We start from the raw sequence: 19362 nt of genomic DNA on the forward strand, positions 1-19362 counted from the left end.
AAATTGCTTAAAGTTAGCTGACTCAAGCAAGAGACTGTATTTGGATAATATTTTGGCTGTGAGCTGTCGGCTTTCGGCTTTGAGCTGTCGGCAGAGGTTTTGGAGGCTCAGTCATCTAAAACTCCGCACTCAAAACTCCATACTCAGCACTCAGAAGCCGTTCGCGTAAGCAAAAAACAATGCTCTATAGTTAGCGCTTAGCTCGTTGGAGAAAACTCCAACGAGGGCAAGTATGTCGGCTGTGAGCTATCAGCTTTTAGAAATGGTTTTAGAAATTCCAAAACTCCGCACTCAAAACTCTACACTCAACACTTACAAAGAAACTCCACGTTTCCATGGAATAAAGTCGTCGTGTCCAAGAGCAACAGCCTTTGGCGTGTACTCACCCGAGGCAGTTTTGATACAATATTCCAACAACTCCTCGCCCATTTCGGCAATAGTCTTTTCTCCTGTAATAACCGTTCCTGCGTTGATATCAATAATATCAGACATTCTTTCTGCTAAAGCAGAGTTAGAAGAAATTTTTAAAACAGGACAAATAGGATTACCCATTGGATTACCTAAGCCCGTTGTAAACATGATTACATTGGCACCCGAACCAGCCAAACCTGTCGTACATTCGGCATCGTTACCCGGAGTACAAAGCAAATTTAAGCCTGACTTAGTCGCTTGTTCAGTATAATCCAATACGTCAAAAATAGGAGAATTTCCTCCTTTTTTAGCGGCACCTGCCGATTTCATCGCATCAGTAATTAAGCCATCTTTGATATTTCCTGGAGAAGGGTTCATATCAAATCCAGAACCAACCGCCTCCGCACTGCGTGCATAAGCTGCCTGAATAGTGGTAAACTTATCTGCTAAATCATCACTCACGCAACGATTGATAAGTTCTTGTTCAACACCACATAATTCTGGGAATTCAGCTAACATTACCTTTCCTCCTAAAGCAGAAAGCAAATCAGCGCAATATCCTACTGATGGATTAGCAGAAATTCCTGAAAAACCATCTGAACCACCGCATTCTACCCCTAAAGTAATGTGTGAAAGTGGTGCAGGTTCACGTTTCGCTTGGTTAGCGATAGTTAATCCAATAAAGGTTTGTTTGATAGCCTGACGCAACATTTGCTCTTCGTTTCCGATAGCTTGTTGGTCGAAAATATAAAGAGGCTTTGAGAATTGAGGGTCTACTTTAGCAATGGCATCTTGCAATAATTTTACCTGCGCATTTTGACAACCTAAACTCAAAATCGTTGCACCAGCTACGTTTGGATGCGTGATATATCCTGCCAACAATTGACATAATACTTGTGCATCTTCACGTGTACCACCACAACCACCAGTATGTGTCAAGAATTTGATACCGTCTACTTGTGGAAATAATTTACCACGCCCATCTTCAGTTTGTTCGGTTTCTTCATAAACTAATGCCGAAACATCTACTCCGTTTTTGTAAGCATTAATCAAGCTTTGCGTATATCCTTGGAATTGTGATGCCTTAGCATATCCTAATTCATTCAAAAGCGCATTTTTGATTACCTCGACGTTTTGGTTTTCACAAAACACCATTGGTACTACCAACCAATAATTAGCAGAACCCACACGACCATCTGCACGATGAAAACCGTTGAAAGTACGTCCTTCAAACTTTGAAATATCTGGTTTTTGCCACTCCAAATTAGGCACACGCTCTCCATATGATTCGGCTACGTGTTTTACATTGAAAGTAGTAATATGTTCTCCTTGTTGAATAGGCTGAGCTGCTTTTCCAATGGTAAGACCATACATTTTCAACAAATCGCCTATAGCGAAGTCAAATTCTGCAAATTTATGTTTAACAGGAACATCTGTTTTTAATTCTATTCCTTCTAGCACCTCCCCTTTTTTGAGGTCTGTCAAAGCTACATAGACATTGTCGCTAGGATTGATTTTGATAGCTTTTGCTTTCATTTTTTGAGAATGTTTACTGGTTACAGAAGAAGGACAATGAGGAATTACGAGTTGCGAATTGTGAATGTGAAATATTAACTTACAACACTTTACCTTAACTCTTTGCCTTGTGCATATTGCCAGTGCCTGACAACTTTAATCTAATTTTACCCATCAACTTAAGTAATCGTGCAGAATTATATTTAATCAATTATATATGTAAGATATTGATAATTAAAATTTTACATTCACAACTCATAATTCTGCACTAATACTTAACTTACCAAGGTATCTTCACCTTTACGTACAAATATTTTCAGGGTACTCAATACACCTTCGTTAGTCATTTTGCATAAGTACTCTGTGACCATAGCAGAAAATCCTTTGAGTGCCGCAAGGTCTGTTCCCCACAAAAATTTATCAGAAAGTACAGATTCCACTAATTCTTCGGGAGATAATGAAGTCCATTTTTCAGCAAAATAAGCCACTTTGTCGTCCTGAATAAGGTATTTCTCTCCGTTGCTTGTACCATAATATTTTCCATCTGCAGCAAGTTCTGCTTTCATAAAAAGCAAATAAGCTGCAAATCCTACCGAAAAATATTCAGGAACACACGGGAAATTTTGATAATACTGTAACAAGGTTGCCAAATTACGCATCTTCATTTTAGAAGTATACTGCATTGTAATGCTCAACCAGTTGTGTTGGATACTATCGTTACGGAAACGGTCTAGTACCTGACGACCAAAACGTTCTGCTGTCAAAATTGACACTTTGTATGGAATAGAAGGCGCTAATTCAGCCAACATCAAGTTACTTACGAAAGTGCTTAAATATTCGTCCTCCATACCTTCAGATACTGTTTTGAAACCAGCCAAATATGCTAGTCCACAGCTTAAAGTATGGGTTCCGTTCAATAATCGTAGTTTCAACTCACGGTATAAATCAATGTTGGGCTCAACAATCACACCTTCGTCTACTTGTCCAAACGAAAGAACTTCTTTCACATGCTCATTACCCTCAATAGCCCAAAGTCGGTAAACCTCAGAAACAATTAGTAATTGGTCTGTATAACCCAATTGAGCTTCAATCGCCTCTTTCACCTCTGGTTTTGGTTTGCCAGGTACAATACGGTCTACCAACGAATTACAGAAAGTGGTAGATACTTCTAACCAATCCAAAAAGTCGGTTTCCAAAGAGTTCAAATGTGCCAATTCCAACACAATTGATTCCAATTTTTTACCATTGTCAGGAATCAACTCCGTAGGTACAATCACCAAACCTTTTGATTTGTCGCCATTAAACGCCTTATATCTTTCATACAAAAACGCTAGTAACTTTCCTGGGAATGACACAGGAGGTTGATTGTTATTAATATCGTCTTGCACTAATTGAATACCTACTTCGGTAGTATTTGAAATGACAATTTGCATTTCAGGATTATGCGCACATTCCAACACCTTTTTCCAATCTGATTGCGCTGAAATCACACGGCTAATAGCCGAGCTCAAAGTGTATGACTCAATTTGTTCTCCTGCCTGTACCCCGCGCTCACAAATCGTGTATAAGCTATCTTGTTGGTCAAACTCATCGGATGCCCCTGATGTAGATTTTACCACCACAATGCGGCCGTTAAAAACGCCTTGCTTATTGGCTTTGTCAATAAAATAATCTGGTAAACCACGGAGTAATACTCCTGTACCAAATTGCAATACCTTTTCTGGAAGATTGAGGTCGTTAAGGTTTGGTAAATTCACCGCACATTGAGGCACAATTGAATCCAATTGTGAAAATGAAATATCTTTCATAGCAGTCGTTTTATTCAAAAGGCATTATGCCTAAAAATGATATTATTCCAAGGATACGTTTAAAACTATATAGTTTTGTAAAATAAGTTTATGTCAAATGTTTAGCTCGTGCAAGTGAATAGGAGAATGTTTTTACGCAATCGTTTTCGGCATCGTTCCCGAAAATTATTCCCTCCGTCAATTTTCCATGACTCAGAGATATTACACTTAATCGTCCAGAAAGTAGGATTTGTATTTTTTTAAGAATAGAAACTGTTGGTTTTTTTTGAGTGAGGAGTTTTGAGTAGTAATGTTAAGTATTATCAACATTCGTATTCACAACTCAGCACTGGAACAATGCGAAGGACTCAAAAACTGTCTATTTCGGATATCGGTTGTGGGATTTTGGAAGTGTAATTGTTTATTTTTGTAAAAAATAAAGGTATTCTAATTTATTTCCGACATCAGAAATCCCAAATCCGCAATTGTTGGAAATCCTCCTTACAATACTAACTCACAATTCATAATTCACAACTCTGCACTCAAAAAAAAGGCGGTAGTAAGATATTCTCACCACCGCCCTCGACTTACTTTTTAATGGTGGCTTGTTTTAGAAGCCATTCTGTTAGGTATTTAGCAGCTTTAAAGTTTTCGTATTGCAAAGGAAGGCGTTTGCCATTGAGGTATTCGTTATAAATCCAAGGATCACCAAGGACAAATACTGTACCTTTACCAACTTTGGCTGTTGCCATAATCACATCGCCACCTTCTTCCAAGATCGGTTTTGCTGGTGCTTTTGTTTCTAGGGTTACCAATTCTTTTACATAAATTTTCTTCACATCCTTGAAAATTGGATGATTATTGAATTCAAATTTACCTTGCTCAAATTGGTCATTCTTCACCATATTGCGGTTTTTGTTGGTAAAACTAATACCGAACGCCTTCGTCAATTGATTGAAATGCCTAATTTCTGCGTTAGAGGTATCATTGGCCAACAAGACCAATACACCACCTGCTTTTACCCAGTCAGCGATTACTTTTACATCCTTCTCTTGAACATAGTTTGGTGCTGGCGTTTCTTTTGGTGTATCTGGGTCAACAATGATAAATACGCTGGCATTCTTCAAATTTTGAGCACTTGGAGCTTCTTCTAAGGTACCTAATTTAGCGCCATATTCATTAAAGATTTTGCCCCAAAGCGAGTAACCAGAATCCTTACGGTCGTACCAAGTATAGTGATAGGTTTCTTTTTCACCAGTAAATCCTTTGCGATATTCACGGTTGAAGAAGTTATCTAACATAACTGTTTTCCCTTTGCCAATCGACAAAGTAGGGAATGTCTCCATCTCCACACTTGCCATGATGAATGGACCTACGCCTTTTAAATCGTCTTGACGGATTTTTTCACTTAAGTAATATTCGTAGCTACCGTCACGATAAGGGGTGCCACCTAAACCAGACACCTGCACTGTTTTTTCTAGGTGAATCAAACCATTAGCATCTGTAGAAATAAAGTTTTTCAAAATACCATTGTATCCCTTTTGTGCCGCTACCATGTAGGCTGGACTCAAATAGCCTAAACGAACACCTTTCACAATCGAATACACAAACATCGAAGAACCAGAAGCTTCTAAGTAGTTGCCTTTACCACCTATTTTGTCAGTTACCTGATACCAACAACCTTCTTTAGGATCTTGGAACTTGATAACGGCTGGAATGATACGTTGTAAGATAGCCACTAATTCCCCGCGACGTGGATGACTGGCAGGGATGTAATCCAAAACATCTACCAAAGCCATTGTGTACCAGCCCATTGCACGGCTCCAGAAGTTTGGAGACTTACCTGTTTTAGGATCTGACCACATCTGCTCACGGCTTTCGTCCCATCCGTGATATAGCAAACCTGTTTTATCGTCACGACCATTTTTTTCCATCCAAACAAACTGATTGATGATATCATCAAAGTTTTTGGAAGGGCCAAACATTGCCGTATATTCTGCATAGAAAGGCTCAGCCATGTATAATCCATCCAACCACATTTGGTTTGGATAGCGTTTTTTATGCCAAAAACCACCCTCTTTAGTGCGAGGTTGTTCGTGCAACTGCTTCATTAAATTATCTGCAGCCAAGCGATATTTTTCTTTACTTGTTTCATGATACACTGTCAACAACAAACGACCAGGTGTAATCATGTCAAGATTGTAATCATCAAGTTTGTATGTACGGATGTTCCCTTTGTCGTCTACAAACTGGTCAACTACCTGTTTGATATAACGGAAATATTTTGCGTCGCCTGTATGATACCAAACGTTTTCGAGTGACTTCATCATCAAGCCCATTTCGTACTCCCAATGAGCATTTTTCTTTTCAGCACTGTAAGTAATGGTATCCTTGTGAACGGTTAGCATTGTATTTGCCATTCGTTCTGACCAAGGCAACGACTGCTGTACTTGAGCAAAAGCCGAATTCGCCATCAATGCGCAAACTGTCAATATTTTTGCAGTTGTTTTGAACATAGGTTTTGTTTTTTGAATGTTTTAGAATGTTTTGAGAGATACGTTCTTTCAAAGCGTTGAGACTTTAGTTTCCATAAAGAGGATCTTTCCGAAATAAGATACTCTTTATAACATCTTATCAATCTTTTGTTTATTTCTTCAAAAGAACACTTGAAGGCACTTTTTCTCCAAGTTCAACGTCTTTTTTAGCTTGCTTGGTATCTGTATTAACCAAACGAACACTTTTGTTACGTTCTCCCGTTATTTTCAATAATAAGTCAGTCGAAGCACCTTTATACTGAATATTGTCCAAGGTAATTTGCTGTCCATTCTGAATTTGAATTGTTGTAGCATCCTTTGAAAGAATACTCACATTTTTGAGATTGATATTCTCAGCTTCTGTACAAATCATTCCTTTATCAGATTCCAAAATAGCATCTTCTAACCAAACATTCTTGATAGGCATTTCGGGCAAACCTCTAATAAACAACGCCTTTTCGGCACCACGACATACGATATTTTTCATGTAGAAATCCTTGAAAAGTGGTGTTCCTGCTCCAACTGGCTCAAATTTAATCTCAGGAATATCTGTCTTCTCGCCATACACAGGCACTGGATCCTTAGCAGCATAGTACATATCAAACAAAATTGCTTCGCCAGGGATATTGGTCATTCCAATATCGCTTATATAAATATTTTCCACTACTCCTCCACGACCACGCGCTGACTTGAAACGCAAACCAATATCTGTTCCCATAAATGTACAGTTGTTGACAAACATGTTTTTGACACCGCCAGACATCTCGCTTCCAATCACAAAACCGCCATGAGCATGATACACAAAACAATTATTAATCAATACATTTTCGGTAGGAACACCACGTTTACGACCTTCCTCATCACGCCCAGATTTGATACAGATACCATCGTCGCCTACGTCAAAAGTACAATCTTCAATCAAAGCGTTTTTACAAGATTCCAAATCTATCCCATCTCCATTTTGTGCGTACCAAGGGTTTTTAGCTTTCACACCCTTCAAAGTAATATTGTCACACAACAATGGGTGCAAACACCAAGCAGGTGAATTTTGGAAAGTAATCCCTTCGAGCAACACGTTCGAACAACGCGTAAGAGACAACATGTTTGGACGAAGGAAATCTTTGATATATTCAAAATCTTTAACCTCTTTTCCATCTTTCAATACGCCTGGCAGTTGTACTGTAGAACCTAAATATGATTTCTGACTTGGATACCAATTATTTTTGTCAGGACTCAACAAACCACCTGATGCAATGAGTTTTTCCCAAGCGCCTTGGGTCATTTTAGAGCGTTTTACTGGACGCCACGCATCGCCTGCTCCATCCAAAACACCAAAACCTGTAATCGCTACATTTTCCAAGTCAATACCATACACAGGTGCTTGGCAACGAGCAGCAGTCAAGCCTTCGTAAGTAGTACGAATCAAATCAAAGTCTTCAAAACGATTGCTAAATTGAATCAATGCACCTTTACGCAAATGCAAATTAACATTACTTCTCATCACAATTGAGCCTGTCAACCAAACGCCTGATGGTACAATTACGGTACCTCCACCAGCTTCGCTACAAGTAACAATCGCCTTGTTGATAGCTTTCGTATTTAGTGTTTGTCCATCTGCAATGGCACCAAAGTTTATGATATTAAAAGTATCTTTCTTGAAAACTGGCGTTGATACCTTTGGCAATTCGTAAATAAATTTGGTTGGATATACCGACTTTTTGAAAAACGATTTCAGTGGTAAACCTAAAGATGCCATATCTTCACAAACCAAGCTAGCCATTACTTCAGCACCGTATCTAGAGAAATGTGTATCGTCAGATGCACCTTCTTTATAGCGAGCATATACATTTTTAGGATAATGTAAGAAAAGTTTCTTTGACCCAGCTACACCATGTTGTTCAATCACTTTCTGCGATTTTTGGTGTAAATCAACCATGGGTACTTTCAACTCTTTTGCCAAAGCTTTTACAACATCTGGGTAGTCTTGGTGTTGGTCAACAAACTTTCCTGCTTCATCAAATTTGCGACGCATCACAGGTGTAATCAACACTGGGTTGCCACCTTTAGCACGAGTTTCATTGACAAAACGCGTCAAGTTTTGTTTGTAAAGCGTTTGTGAAGGAGCAGAACGAGTCGTATCGTTCACTTTTTGGTCATTGTGCCCAAACTGAATCAAAACCCAGTCACCTTTTTTTACCTTTTCTATTACTGTTTTCCAACGACCTTCGTTAATAAAGCTTTTGGTACTACGACCATTTACGGCATGGTTTTCAATTTTGATTTCATTCGTAAAAAATTCTGGTAAAACCATTCCCCAACCAGTTTCGGGTGCGGCATTTGCAGCCTTTTCAGCCATGGTTGAGTCTCCACACAAAAAAATAGTAGTACGAGTATCTTCGAGCTTGAAGCTAAATATGGTAAGAAGCGTGAAGGTAAATAAAAGGACTTTTTTCATTAGTTATTGTTTATTTGAAACTCCTAATGGAGCTAACCCTAGGGGTTCTTCTGGCAATTGAGTATGTTTAATAATTTTATTCAGTTCACATAAAAAACGAAATTTCCATTCGCCACTCCTTACTTTTCTTGTCTTGACACAAGAAAAGTAACCGCGCGGCGGCCGCAAAAGAAAGTCAAGAAATCCTAATCGGAGTGGCGACCCACCTCGCCTACGGCTCAAACAACAGGATTTCAGTAAAAAACAAACTCTTTCATTTTTAATAACTTAGAAATTTTAAACATTCTCTAAGTAATGTATGTGATTCAAAATGGCTTTTTCAGAAAATATTAATTCAAAATTTTAGTCAGAATTACTTAATTTCCCTTAGCTTCCTCCCTCCCAAGAGAAGGGAGAAGCAGGGTCGAGGTTTAGAGGGTTCAAACTATCTATCCAAAAACTAATTATACATACGATGGCTATTGAGTTGTTCCCTAAAGAACACTGTATCTCTGAATATTTCTTTTTGACTTTTTCAGGGAAATAGTAGTAACAATTCTACTATATAGTTGCTGTAAGACGGTGTCAAGTTAGAATTGTCCAAATCTAAGGGCAAATTTTTACAGGAAAATATTTACGCAATCGTTGTCGGTAACGTTGTCAATCTATCAGGATTTTTGATTTATTTAATAATATTTGGGATATTACCTTGAAAATCGTAGATTAGAATAGTTTTACAGAGAAGCAAGTTATCTTTGTGAAAAATTGTACAAAAACAAGATTAGCTTTGGAAACCGCAACTATAAAAGATATTGCAAAGGCACTTAATTTATCGACCTCCACTGTTTCAAGAGCGTTGAGGGGCAGTTATGAAATCAACCCCGAAACAAAAAGAATTGTATTGGAATGTGCCGAAAAACTGAACTATCGCCCCAACCCTATTGCCTTAAGTCTCAAAGAAAACCGTAGCCGTGCTATTGGTGTAGTAGTACCCGAAATCGACAATCCATTTTTTTCTCAAGCTATCAATGGCATTGAGGCTATCGCTTATAATCGTGGTTATCATGTTGTAATTTTTCAAAGTCATGAATCTTATGACCGTGAAGTAGTTAATATCCAACACCTTGCGTCACGTCGTGTAGATGGTGTATTGATTTCTCTTTCTGGACAAACAACCCATGTCGAGCATCTCAAAGAGTTACACACTAAAGGAATGCCTATCGTCTTTTTCGATAGATTTTCGGACGAAATTAATACTCATAAAGTTGTTGCTGACAATTACCAAGGTGCATTTGAAGGAACAGAGCATTTGATTAATTCTGGTAAAAAACACATTGCGCATCTAGCGGCATCTCCTACGCTTTCTATCACTCGTGAGCGTATTAGTGGCTACAAAGCAGCCTTAGAAAAGCACGGTATTCCTTACAACGAGGACTTTGTTAAATACTGCAATTTTAGCATTGAGGACATGGAAAAGGTTATTGATGAACTTTTGTCACAACCGATTCTTCCTGAAGCCATTTTTACAGTAAGCGACCGATTAGCGATGGCATGCTTAAAGATTTTGAAAAAACGTAATATCCGCATTCCTGAAGACATGGCACTGATGGGCTTTAGCAATTTGAAAGTGGCAGAATTACTTTCCCCATCTTTTACATCGGTGATTCAACCAGCTTTGGAAATGGGACAAAGAGCAGCAGAGCTACTACTAGACTTAGTAGAAAAGAAAAGCAAATCACCTGCTTATCAAACCGTTACACTTCCTACAGAGTTGGTTATTCGCGATTCTACTAAAACAGCATCTGAGTAATAGCCCAATATTGACATGAAAGGGACAAAAGCAAAACACCTCATCGGTAATGCTTTTGTCCCTTTTAATTTTGTTCATAATTTGGTATTTCTATTTATTTTTCCATTTGATAAAGTAGAAAAAAAGAATCCTCCTCTTTCTTCGTTGAGTAATAATTAGAAACGAGTATTTACCTTCATAGGCTGTCAAAGCCCATTTTATCTAAACATCATGAAAAAATTAAGCATCACACTTCTATTATTAGTTATGGCAACTTTGGGAAGCATCGCACAGTCAAAAGATGAAAAAGCAGTAGCTGAGTCTGTTGAGAAATTACGTTTAGCAATGATTGACCCAAGCAAAGAAGCTCTCGAAAGTATAGCTACAGAGGATTTATCGTATGGACATTCGGGGGGTAAAATCGAAAACAAAGCGCAATTTGTAGAAGCTTTGGTAAGTGGCAAATCAGATTTCAAATCGATTCAATTGACAGACCAAACGATCAGTATTCATGGCAAAACAGCTATCGTTCGTCATAGTTTAGCGGCTGAAACCCTAGATGGTGGTAAACCTGGAACAGTGAAATTATTTATATTGACGGTTTGGAGTAAGGAAAAAGGAGGTTGGAAATTACTTGCTCGACAAGCAGTAAAAAATTTGAATTAAAAAATACTCGCCCATAGAATATCAAGCCATGCCTTCGAAAGCATGGCTTTTTTAGTTTTTAGTCAACACTTTTCCAAAAATCAAGTAACTTTGATAAACTCATAATTATCAATAGCATACCTAATGAAAACACTATATATTGGTTTGCTGGTTATACTCTGTAGCTGGCTATCTTCGCTTTCCGTATATGCTCAATCCTGTGGATGTAATTTTACGATTACCAAGAGCGGGGCTTACAGTCCAAGTAATTTCAATGCTCAACCCGGGCAAACTATCTGCGTCCAAGCTGGCACTTATACAAACCTTTCATTTAATAGCTTTCAAGGATCAGCTAGTCAACCCATCCTTATTAAAAATTGCGGTGGGCAAGTAGTCATTCAGAATACAACCAATGCTGTAGCTATCAACTTCTCAAAGAGTAAATTTATCAAGCTATCAGGAACTGGTGACGCCAGTGCTAACTATGGCTTCAAAGTAGCAGGTACAGGTAATAACAGTAGAGGCGTCAATATAGCAGATAAAAGTAGTAATATTGAAGTAGAAAAAGTTGAAATTCAAAATGTTCAAGGTGCGGGTATAGTTGCGCGTACTGAGCTAGCATGCGATAGCACCACTTGGAGAGATTATTATACTATGAATGCTATCAAAATACATGATAATTATGTACATGATGTAGTTGGAGAAGGTATTTCAGTTGGTGAGCCTTCTTATGGCACGCCCAAGACGATAACTTGTAATGGCGTAAGTATCTCCAAGTTTACTCACCTCATTGTAGGTCTTGAAATCTACAATAACATCTTTGAACGTACAGGTAGTAGAGGCATACAATATGCCAACTCTCCCGATGCTCAGGTTCATCACAATATGATTAAAAATTGTGGGAAAGTACCGAGCTCAAGCACTCTCAACAATGCCGTAGCGATTAATGGCGGAGCTGGAGGGAATTTCTACAATAATACGATTTTGGATGCTGAAGGATCCGCCATTGTAATGTTTGGTTTCTTGGGCAACCAAATGATTTATAACAACCTTATTGTCAGACCAAAAGGCAATGCTATCTTCTCAGACTCACGCCCCGGCTCAATACCTGATACTTATTTGCGAATTGCTCAAAATACGATTATTTCGCCTCAAGCGGAAGCTTTGAAACTGTATAGCTCAATCCATAATTATGAGATTGTCAATAATATTATGTTGAACTCAGGAGTAGGAAAATTCATCTCTCCGCTTTCCGCCTCTGTAAGAATAAATGCTCGCAAAAATTACCTCAATGGTGTAGTGGATGCTTCATTTTATGAAAATACTGCTGCTGAAAATTACCGTCCACTCAGTCAAGCTCCTGTGATCAATAAAGGTGAAAACTTAAGCGCTTGGGGCATTACAACTGATATCACCGACCAGCCTCGACCAAACGGTGGGGACTTTGATATTGGCTGTTTTGAATCGGCATCGGCGGTGGCTACTTATGTACCAAGCTCGTGCGATTATACCGTTATTCAAAGCGGTGACTATTCGGCATTGAATTTAAGTGCAGGACCTGGCAATACTGTTTGTATTCAGGCTGGAACTTACACTGGTCTCAAATTTATTGGTCTAAATGGTAGTCCTAGCGAACCAATTATTTACAGAAACCTTGGTGGTCAGGTAGTTTTTCAGAATACAACCAACAACCAAAACGGGATAAATTTTGATAACTGCCGCTACTTCAAAGTAACAGGCACTGGCGACCCAAATGTTTATTATGGCTTAAAAGTAGCCAAAACAGGCTCGGGAGGCATGGGTATTACTGTTGGAGGAAAAAGTAGTGATTGCGAAATTGAAAGAGTTGAAATTTCTAATACTGGTTTTGCGGGTATTATGGCCAAAACAGACCCAAGTTGCGATTCGACGACTTGGAAGGGTAACTTCACCATGTATAATGTCAAAATTCATGATAACTATATTCATGATGTCCCTGGAGAAGGCTTGTATATAGGCAATTCATTTGCTGCCAATGGTATGACTGTAACTTGTAATGGTACAAGCAAAGCCATGTTCCCACACGATATTTATGGTTTACAAATCTACAATAACCAAATCGAACGGTCGGGATGTGAAGGGATTCAATACGGATGTTCGGTGGATGCCTTAGTTCATGACAATACTATGATAGATACAGGTATTAGTCCATTTGATGCTTATCAGGCTAATGGTATACAGATAGGCGGAGGTTCAGGCGGACTATGTTATAACAATAAAGTCGTGAATGCCAGAGGAACAGGTATTATTATGGTAGGATTTTTGGGTAACCAATCTGTATTCAATAATGTCATAGTCAATTCGGGCTATAATGGTATTTTTGCAGACTCTCGTTCTTGTTCTATCCCTAATACCTATTTAAGAATAGCCAATAATTCAATCATTGGTTCTACCAGCGATGCTATTAAGTTATACAGTTTGATACATACGCACGAGGTAGTCAATAATTTGATTACTAATCCAGCCACTGGAAAATATATCGTTAAATTGGGCAGCCCTGTGATTGTCAACGAGCGTAATAATTTCAAAACCTTGGATATAAGTCAAGCACAACTCAACAATCCTAGTAATGGTAACTACTACCCTATTGTTGGTTCACCGCTGGTCAATACAGGTGAAAACCTTCTAAATTGGGGTATCTCTTTTGATAGAGATAATAACGTAAGACCTTATGGTAGTTCGCATGACATTGGTGCATATGAATTGATTCCTCCGGGAGGTTGATAATTTGGGTAAATAGACCCATTTTTCCTCATGTTGTGATTGGATTTGATGTCACAACATGAGGATTTTTTATGTAAAAAGAGATAAGTATCATCTCTTAAATATTGGGAAAATGATTTTTTTTATTGACTTTTAACAAAAAAGTAACAATTGTCTATCTTTTGAATTTCCTAACTCACGCATGCAAAATATTGTTATCAAAGAAGTTATAAGTCCAAGCGAACTCAAAACATTCGTCTATCTTTCTGAAAAGCTACATGAGAATCGCCCCAATTGGGTTCCTCCGATTTATGCAGATGAATGGATTTTCTTTGATCACAAAAAAAATCCTGCCTACGAAGTGGCTGATACAATTTTGTTTTTGGCTTATATCAATAATCAACCTGTCGGCAAGATTATGGGTATTATTCATCGTGAATACAACGAACTTCAGCAGATTAAAGAGGCTCGTTTTTTTCATTTGGATAGTATTGAAAATATCGAAGTGGTAAAACTGCTCATTGATGCTATTCAAAGTTGGGCTAAAGCTCAGCAAATGGAAACCTTAGTAGGTCCGTTTGGCTTTTCAGAAAAAGACCCACAGGGCTTCCAAATAGAAGGGTTTGAATATTTACCTGTCATCGCTACTGCCACAAACCCACCTTATTTACCTCAATTCTTAGAAACATTAGGTTTTGATAAATTGACAGATTGTGTGGTTTATAAAATTGACATTCCTGCTGAAATACCTCCATTTTATCAAAGAATTTTCGACCGAGCACAGCGTAACCCCAAAATAAAGCTCCTTAATTTTACTTCCAAAAAAGAACTAAAACCTTATGTAGTGCCAATATTTCGGTTGGTCAACGAAACCTACAAAGACTTGCTGGGCTTTGTGCCGCTCTCGGAAGCCGAAATGCAAAAAATTGCTAAAGCATATCTTCCAATCCTAGACCCTGATTTTGTCAAAATTATAGTTGATGAAAAAAATGAGCCTATTGCTTTTGTGGTAGGATTACCCGATATGAGTAAAGGTCTTAAAAAAGCGCGAGGCAGATTATTTCCTTTTGGTTTTATTCATATTCTGTTGGATGCACGAAACAACAAGCAATTGGATTTGTTGTTAGGTGCTGTAAAACCGAACTACAGAGGTTTGGGATTAACTACGCTTTTGGGCGTAAGCATGATACAAGCTGCGCAAAAACGGAAAATGGAATTTATGGATACGCATTTGATTTTGGAAACAAATCATACCATGCGCGGGGAGGCTGAAAAATTGAATGGGAAGGTTTATAAAAAGTATAGAATTTTCCAAAAAGCCATTCTTTAGTAATTATGAGTGATGAATTGTGGGTGATGAATTGTGAATGTAAAATTTTAATTACCAATCTCTTACATCTTCAATTGGTCAAATCTTATTTTAGGGACAAGGCAACAGGCACAAGGCAAAGAGTGTTAAATTGTTTTTAGTAACGATAGATATATTTTTGCCAAATACCTAGGGCTGAAAGCAAAATATTTTTAATGCCATTGATTATCAAAACCATTTTCAAATCAGCAAATTTTCAAATTTTCAAATCTATACTTTTTTCAAATTTTCAAATCTATACTTTTTTCAAATTTTCAAATCCATACTTTTTTCAAATTTTCAAATCTACACTTTTTTCAAATTTTCAAATCTACACTTTTTTCAAATTTTCAAATCTATACTTTTTTCAAAACAGCACATTTTCAAATTTTCAAATCGACCTATTTTCAAATTGAAAAAAAATCCCTTCAGTTTTGAAGCTGAAGGGATTTTTTAATTCTAATATTCGTGTGGAAGTGTTATGTCAACCAATTCGTTCCAAGGTAAACCGTGAACGTTCAACATAGCCATAAATGGATCTGGATTCATTTCCTCGCAGTTCCAAACGCCTGGTTTGAACCATTCGCCTGTAATCATCATCATAGCGCCAAGCATAGCAGGTACACCTGTTGTATAACTTACTCCTTGAGCTTGAACTTCGCTCCAACAGTCTTGGTGCTTACAGTTGTTCCAAACATAGTAAGTTCTATCTTTACCATCTTTGATACCTTTGATTTGGCAACCAATAGAAGTTTCACCTGTATAGTTTTCTCCTAAAGTTCCTGGCTCTGGCAATACCGCTTTCAAGAACTCTAAAGGTACAATATCAATACCTTTAAATTTAATTGGCTCGATTGAAGTCATACCTACATTTTGAAGTACGTTCAAGTGAGTCAAATATTGTTGACCGAAAGTCATCCAGAAACGAGCACGTTTAATCGTTGGGAAGTTTTTCACCAAAGATTCCAACTCTTCATGGTACAATACATACGATTCTTTCGGACCGATACCAGGATAATCAATTGCCTTGTGAATTGACATTGGTGGAATCTCTACCCATTCTCCATTTTCCCAATAACGACCGTTTTGAGTAATCTCACGGATGTTAATCTCAGGGTTGAAGTTAGTAGCAAATGCTTTACCGTGGTCACCAGCATTACAGTCGATGATATCCAAGTAGTGCATTTCGTCGAAATGATGCTTGTTGGCATAGGCAGTGTACACTTGTGTTACACCTGGGTCGAAACCACAACCCAACAAAGCCATCAAACCAGCTTGTTCGAAACGCTCTTTATAAGCCCATTGCCAAGAGTATTCAAACTTAGCTACGTCTTTTGGCTCATAATTAGCGGTATCCATATAGTGTACGCCTGTTTCAAGACAAGCATCCATAATGGTCAAATCTTGGTATGGCAATGCCACGTTGATGATCATCCAAGGCTTCACTTCGTTGATAAGTGCAACCAATTCAGGTACGTTGTCAGCGTCTACTTGTGCAGTTTGCACAGGTGTTGGCAAACCTATTTTAGCACATTCTTCTGCGATGGCATCGCATTTACTCTTGGTACGGCTCGCCAATACGACCTCCGAAAACACGTCGGGATTCATGGCACATTTTTTCGCTACCACATTTCCTACACCACCAGCACCAATGATTAAAACTTTCTTGCCCATTCCTTAATGTAAATGTAAATGATTGAGTTATGAATGAAAATATTGGCGTAAAATTACATAATTTCAAGATAGCTTTCGCATTAAGAGCTTGTTAAATTTGTTTTTGGAAAAAGTGTTTCCTATTCAAGGCAATTTGTACCAGTTTTCTAAAAATGTCCATGATGCTCAACCCAGAGATACCTTGAGGTACAATTTTTACCAGTAAATCCCTTACTTTTGCGTCTTTTTAGCATAAAAGACATATATCCCCTTCGCAATGAATCCTACTAATGCTGTTTTTATAACTGCTTTATCTATTATCGGGCTTGGCTTCTTCCTCAAATATAAAGGCATTATAACTGAGAAAGAAGGTAAAATTATCACAAAGCTTCTGGTACATACCACCTTTCCTGCGCTGGTTTTCGTGACTATTATGCGAGTAAAAATCGAGGCAGATTTATTATTGCTTCCTGTTTTCTGTATCAGTTTCAGTGCTATTTCGATGACGATTGCAGGCTTGCTTTTTAAAAGTCAAACCAAACGACTTCGTGGTTTATTGACCATGGCAAGTGGTGGATTTAACTTAGGGTTATTTGCTTTTCCATTGATAGAAGGTATTTGGGGACCCGCAGGGATGGTCTTTGCTGCGCTATTTGATATAGGAAACTCTATTGTGGTTTTTTGTATGGTATATGGAACAGGCGTCATTTTTGCAGAAACCAATGAGGCTCAAGTAGTAAGAAAAAGGGAGAAACTCAAAAAAGCATTTCTCAAAATCTTTACCCTCCTACCCTTTCAAGCGATGTTATTAGGCTTGTTTGTTAACTTAACTAAAATTGAATTACCAGAGGTACTGGTCAATATTATTGATATTTTGGCAAAGGGCAATAAGGTACTTGTATTACTCATTATGGGTATTTATTTGAGCATTGAATTAAAACCAGAAATCTTCAAAAAAATCGTAAGTGTATTGGTTATCCGTTATGCTGTTGGTTTAACACTAGGCTTTTTTCTATATTACAATCTTCCTTTTGAACCACTCTACAGAAGCATTGTATTAATCTGCATGATTCTGCCAGTAGGGATGACACTACTCCCATTTGCTGATGAACTTGGATATGATTCCAAAATCGCTGGGCTTTTAGTCAATATTTCGATGATTATCAGCTTTGTATTGATGTGGGGCTTGGTACTCGGCATGGGACTGAGATGAGTGTTGAGTTGGGAGTTTTGAGTGAGGAGTTGTCCTTTGTCCTTTTTCACTGAATTTTGAAAAACAGTTTAAAACTGTTTAAAAAAGTAAGTACAAGACTAAGTCTTGAACTAGGAACTTCAATTTTGTCCAGTAATCAGAAATCCACCCTACTCCTTAAATTATCTTCCTGAAAAACAGACGTTTAAGTGATTTTATCACTAATTTCAACTTGAAATATTACTATTAGAGTTTGTTTTTGGATTTTTCTAAAACTATTAAGTATAAACCACTAGATAACTCTAATTTTGCGACCTCAAAATACTTTTGTCAACAGACAAATCTTACATTATGAATAGTCAGCAAAGAATCGCAGGGTTTGGATTAGCCATTTTTGCCGCCATTACATGGGGCGTTTCAGGAACATTTGGACAGTTTTTATTTAGTCAACGAGGTATTAATCCCGGTTGGCTCGTAACGCTACGTTTGTTGGTGGCGGGTAGTATTTTATTGATGATTGCCCTTTTTCGTGGCTTAGATTTATGGAAAATATGGAGTAATAAACGCGATACCCTATTGCTTCTGGCATTTAGTGTGCTCGGAATGGTAGCGGTGCAATACACTTATTTTGAGGCAATTCATAAGTCAAATGCTGCCACTGCTACCGTTTTACAATATATGGGACCTGTCTTTATAGCGATTTATATGGCTTTTAAACAAAGAAGATTACCCAATTTTATCGAATTTGTGGCGATTATCTTAGCACTTTCAGGTACATTTTTATTGGTTACACATGGCAAATTTGGCAGTTTAGCCATCTCTACCGAAGGTCTTCTTTGGGGAATTGCCTCCGCAGTTGCTTTGGCGGTTTATAGTTTATTACCAGTCGGCTTGATGAATCGCTACGAAGTGACTACTGTAATTGGTTGGGCGATGTTTGTAGGAGGTATCATTTTCAGTTGTGTATTTGCGCCTTGGAAGGTATCAGGAACTTGGGATTCGCAGTCTTTTGCCTACACAGGCTTTATTTTACTATTAGGGAGTTTGGCAGCATTTTATGCTTTTTTGAAAGCAGTGACAATAGTTGGCGCACAAACGAGTAGTTTGCTTGCCTGCGCAGAGCCACTTTCATCTACAGCAATGGCTATTTTCTGGTTAAACACTCCATTTGGTAAAATAGATATGCTCGGAAGCTTCATGATTATGCTTACGATTGGTGTACTGGCATTGTTTGGAAGAAAAAACTAAGATAGACTTAGCTATGATTTAGTGAATTGTGATTGAGCGGTTGAGTGATTGAGTTATTTTTAAA

11 protein-coding genes are annotated in these 19362 nt (G+C 38.0%); 6 read left to right on the plus strand and 5 right to left on the minus strand.

Annotated elements, in window-relative coordinates; all coding sequences use genetic code 11:
* Nucleotides 1-312 precede the first annotated feature (312 nt).
* The 4 genes from QM524_RS09790 to QM524_RS09805 all read right to left on the minus strand — a co-directional run bounded on the left by QM524_RS09790 (nt 313) and on the right by QM524_RS09805 (nt 8702).
* Complete coding sequence (locus tag QM524_RS09790) at nt 313-1947, minus strand: UxaA family hydrolase (protein WP_283344430.1); 1635 nt, start codon at nt 1945-1947, stop codon at nt 313-315.
* Between the two features lie 254 nt (nt 1948-2201).
* Entirely contained in the window at nt 2202-3734 is a 1533-nt protein-coding gene (locus tag QM524_RS09795) for a tagaturonate reductase (protein ID WP_283344431.1), read from the minus strand.
* A 566-nt stretch (nt 3735-4300) separates the two neighbouring features.
* Nucleotides 4301-6229 (minus strand): glycoside hydrolase family 88/105 protein, encoded by a 1929-nt coding sequence (locus QM524_RS09800; RefSeq protein WP_283344432.1) that lies wholly within the window; start codon nt 6227-6229, stop codon nt 4301-4303.
* A 130-nt stretch (nt 6230-6359) separates the two neighbouring features.
* On the minus strand, nt 6360-8702 hold the full coding sequence (locus tag QM524_RS09805; RefSeq protein WP_283344433.1) for a glycosyl hydrolase family 28 protein: 2343 nt from the start codon (nt 8700-8702) through the stop codon (nt 6360-6362).
* A 766-nt stretch (nt 8703-9468) separates the two neighbouring features.
* On the opposite strand from QM524_RS09805, the gene QM524_RS09810 reads away from it, so the two are divergent.
* From QM524_RS09810 to QM524_RS09825, 4 genes are all read left to right on the plus strand, one after another.
* Entirely contained in the window at nt 9469-10491 is a 1023-nt protein-coding gene (locus QM524_RS09810) for a LacI family DNA-binding transcriptional regulator (protein WP_283344604.1), read from the plus strand.
* Between the two features lie 210 nt (nt 10492-10701).
* Nucleotides 10702-11136 carry a nuclear transport factor 2 family protein gene (locus tag QM524_RS09815; protein WP_166578859.1) on the plus strand — a complete coding sequence of 145 codons (435 nt, stop codon included), beginning with the start codon at nt 10702-10704 and terminating at the stop codon, nt 11134-11136.
* Nucleotides 11137-11259: 123 nt separating this feature from the next.
* The gene (locus tag QM524_RS09820) at nt 11260-13878 is read left to right on the plus strand and encodes a right-handed parallel beta-helix repeat-containing protein (RefSeq protein WP_283344434.1); all 2619 of its coding nucleotides are present in this window, start codon (nt 11260-11262) and stop codon (nt 13876-13878) included.
* A 181-nt stretch (nt 13879-14059) separates the two neighbouring features.
* Nucleotides 14060-15187, plus strand: a complete 1128-nt coding sequence (locus QM524_RS09825; protein WP_283344435.1) for a hypothetical protein — start codon at nt 14060-14062, stop codon at nt 15185-15187.
* Between the two features lie 477 nt (nt 15188-15664).
* Here QM524_RS09825 and QM524_RS09830 read toward each other — a convergent pair whose 3' ends face one another.
* Nucleotides 15665-16879, minus strand: coding sequence for a saccharopine dehydrogenase family protein (locus QM524_RS09830; RefSeq protein ID WP_166578856.1), 1215 nt, complete (start codon nt 16877-16879; stop codon nt 15665-15667).
* 256 nt (nt 16880-17135) lie between these two features.
* On the opposite strand from QM524_RS09830, the gene QM524_RS09835 reads away from it, so the two are divergent.
* Together QM524_RS09835 and QM524_RS09840 are read left to right on the plus strand one after the other, a co-directional pair.
* A complete protein-coding gene (locus QM524_RS09835) occupies nt 17136-18071 on the plus strand; it encodes an AEC family transporter (RefSeq protein ID WP_283344436.1) in 936 nt (311 codons plus the stop codon).
* A 330-nt stretch (nt 18072-18401) separates the two neighbouring features.
* Nucleotides 18402-19298, plus strand: a complete 897-nt coding sequence (locus QM524_RS09840; protein ID WP_283344437.1) for an EamA family transporter — start codon at nt 18402-18404, stop codon at nt 19296-19298.
* Nucleotides 19299-19362 lie beyond the last annotated feature (64 nt).

The sequence above is a fragment of the Flectobacillus roseus genome (genome assembly GCF_030056595.1).
GTDB classification, from domain to species: Bacteria; Bacteroidota; Bacteroidia; order Cytophagales; family Spirosomataceae; genus Flectobacillus; species Flectobacillus roseus.

What these genes read in the sequence shown, in the direction of transcription:
- QM524_RS09790 (WP_283344430.1), bottom strand. Translation starts at nt 1,947, where the DNA reads ATGAAAGCAAAAGCTATCAAAATCAATCCTAGCGACAATGTCTATGTA.
- QM524_RS09795 (WP_283344431.1), bottom strand. Translation starts at nt 3,734, where the DNA reads ATGAAAGATATTTCATTTTCACAATTGGATTCAATTGTGCCTCAATGT.
- QM524_RS09800 (WP_283344432.1), bottom strand. Translation starts at nt 6,229, where the DNA reads ATGTTCAAAACAACTGCAAAAATATTGACAGTTTGCGCATTGATGGCG.
- QM524_RS09805 (WP_283344433.1), bottom strand. Translation starts at nt 8,702, where the DNA reads ATGAAAAAAGTCCTTTTATTTACCTTCACGCTTCTTACCATATTTAGC.
- QM524_RS09815 (WP_166578859.1), top strand. Translation starts at nt 10,702, where the DNA reads ATGAAAAAATTAAGCATCACACTTCTATTATTAGTTATGGCAACTTTG.
- QM524_RS09820 (WP_283344434.1), top strand. Translation starts at nt 11,260, where the DNA reads ATGAAAACACTATATATTGGTTTGCTGGTTATACTCTGTAGCTGGCTA.
- QM524_RS09825 (WP_283344435.1), top strand. Translation starts at nt 14,060, where the DNA reads ATGCAAAATATTGTTATCAAAGAAGTTATAAGTCCAAGCGAACTCAAA.
- QM524_RS09830 (WP_166578856.1), bottom strand. Translation starts at nt 16,879, where the DNA reads ATGGGCAAGAAAGTTTTAATCATTGGTGCTGGTGGTGTAGGAAATGTG.
- QM524_RS09835 (WP_283344436.1), top strand. Translation starts at nt 17,136, where the DNA reads ATGAATCCTACTAATGCTGTTTTTATAACTGCTTTATCTATTATCGGG.
- QM524_RS09840 (WP_283344437.1), top strand. Translation starts at nt 18,402, where the DNA reads ATGAATAGTCAGCAAAGAATCGCAGGGTTTGGATTAGCCATTTTTGCC.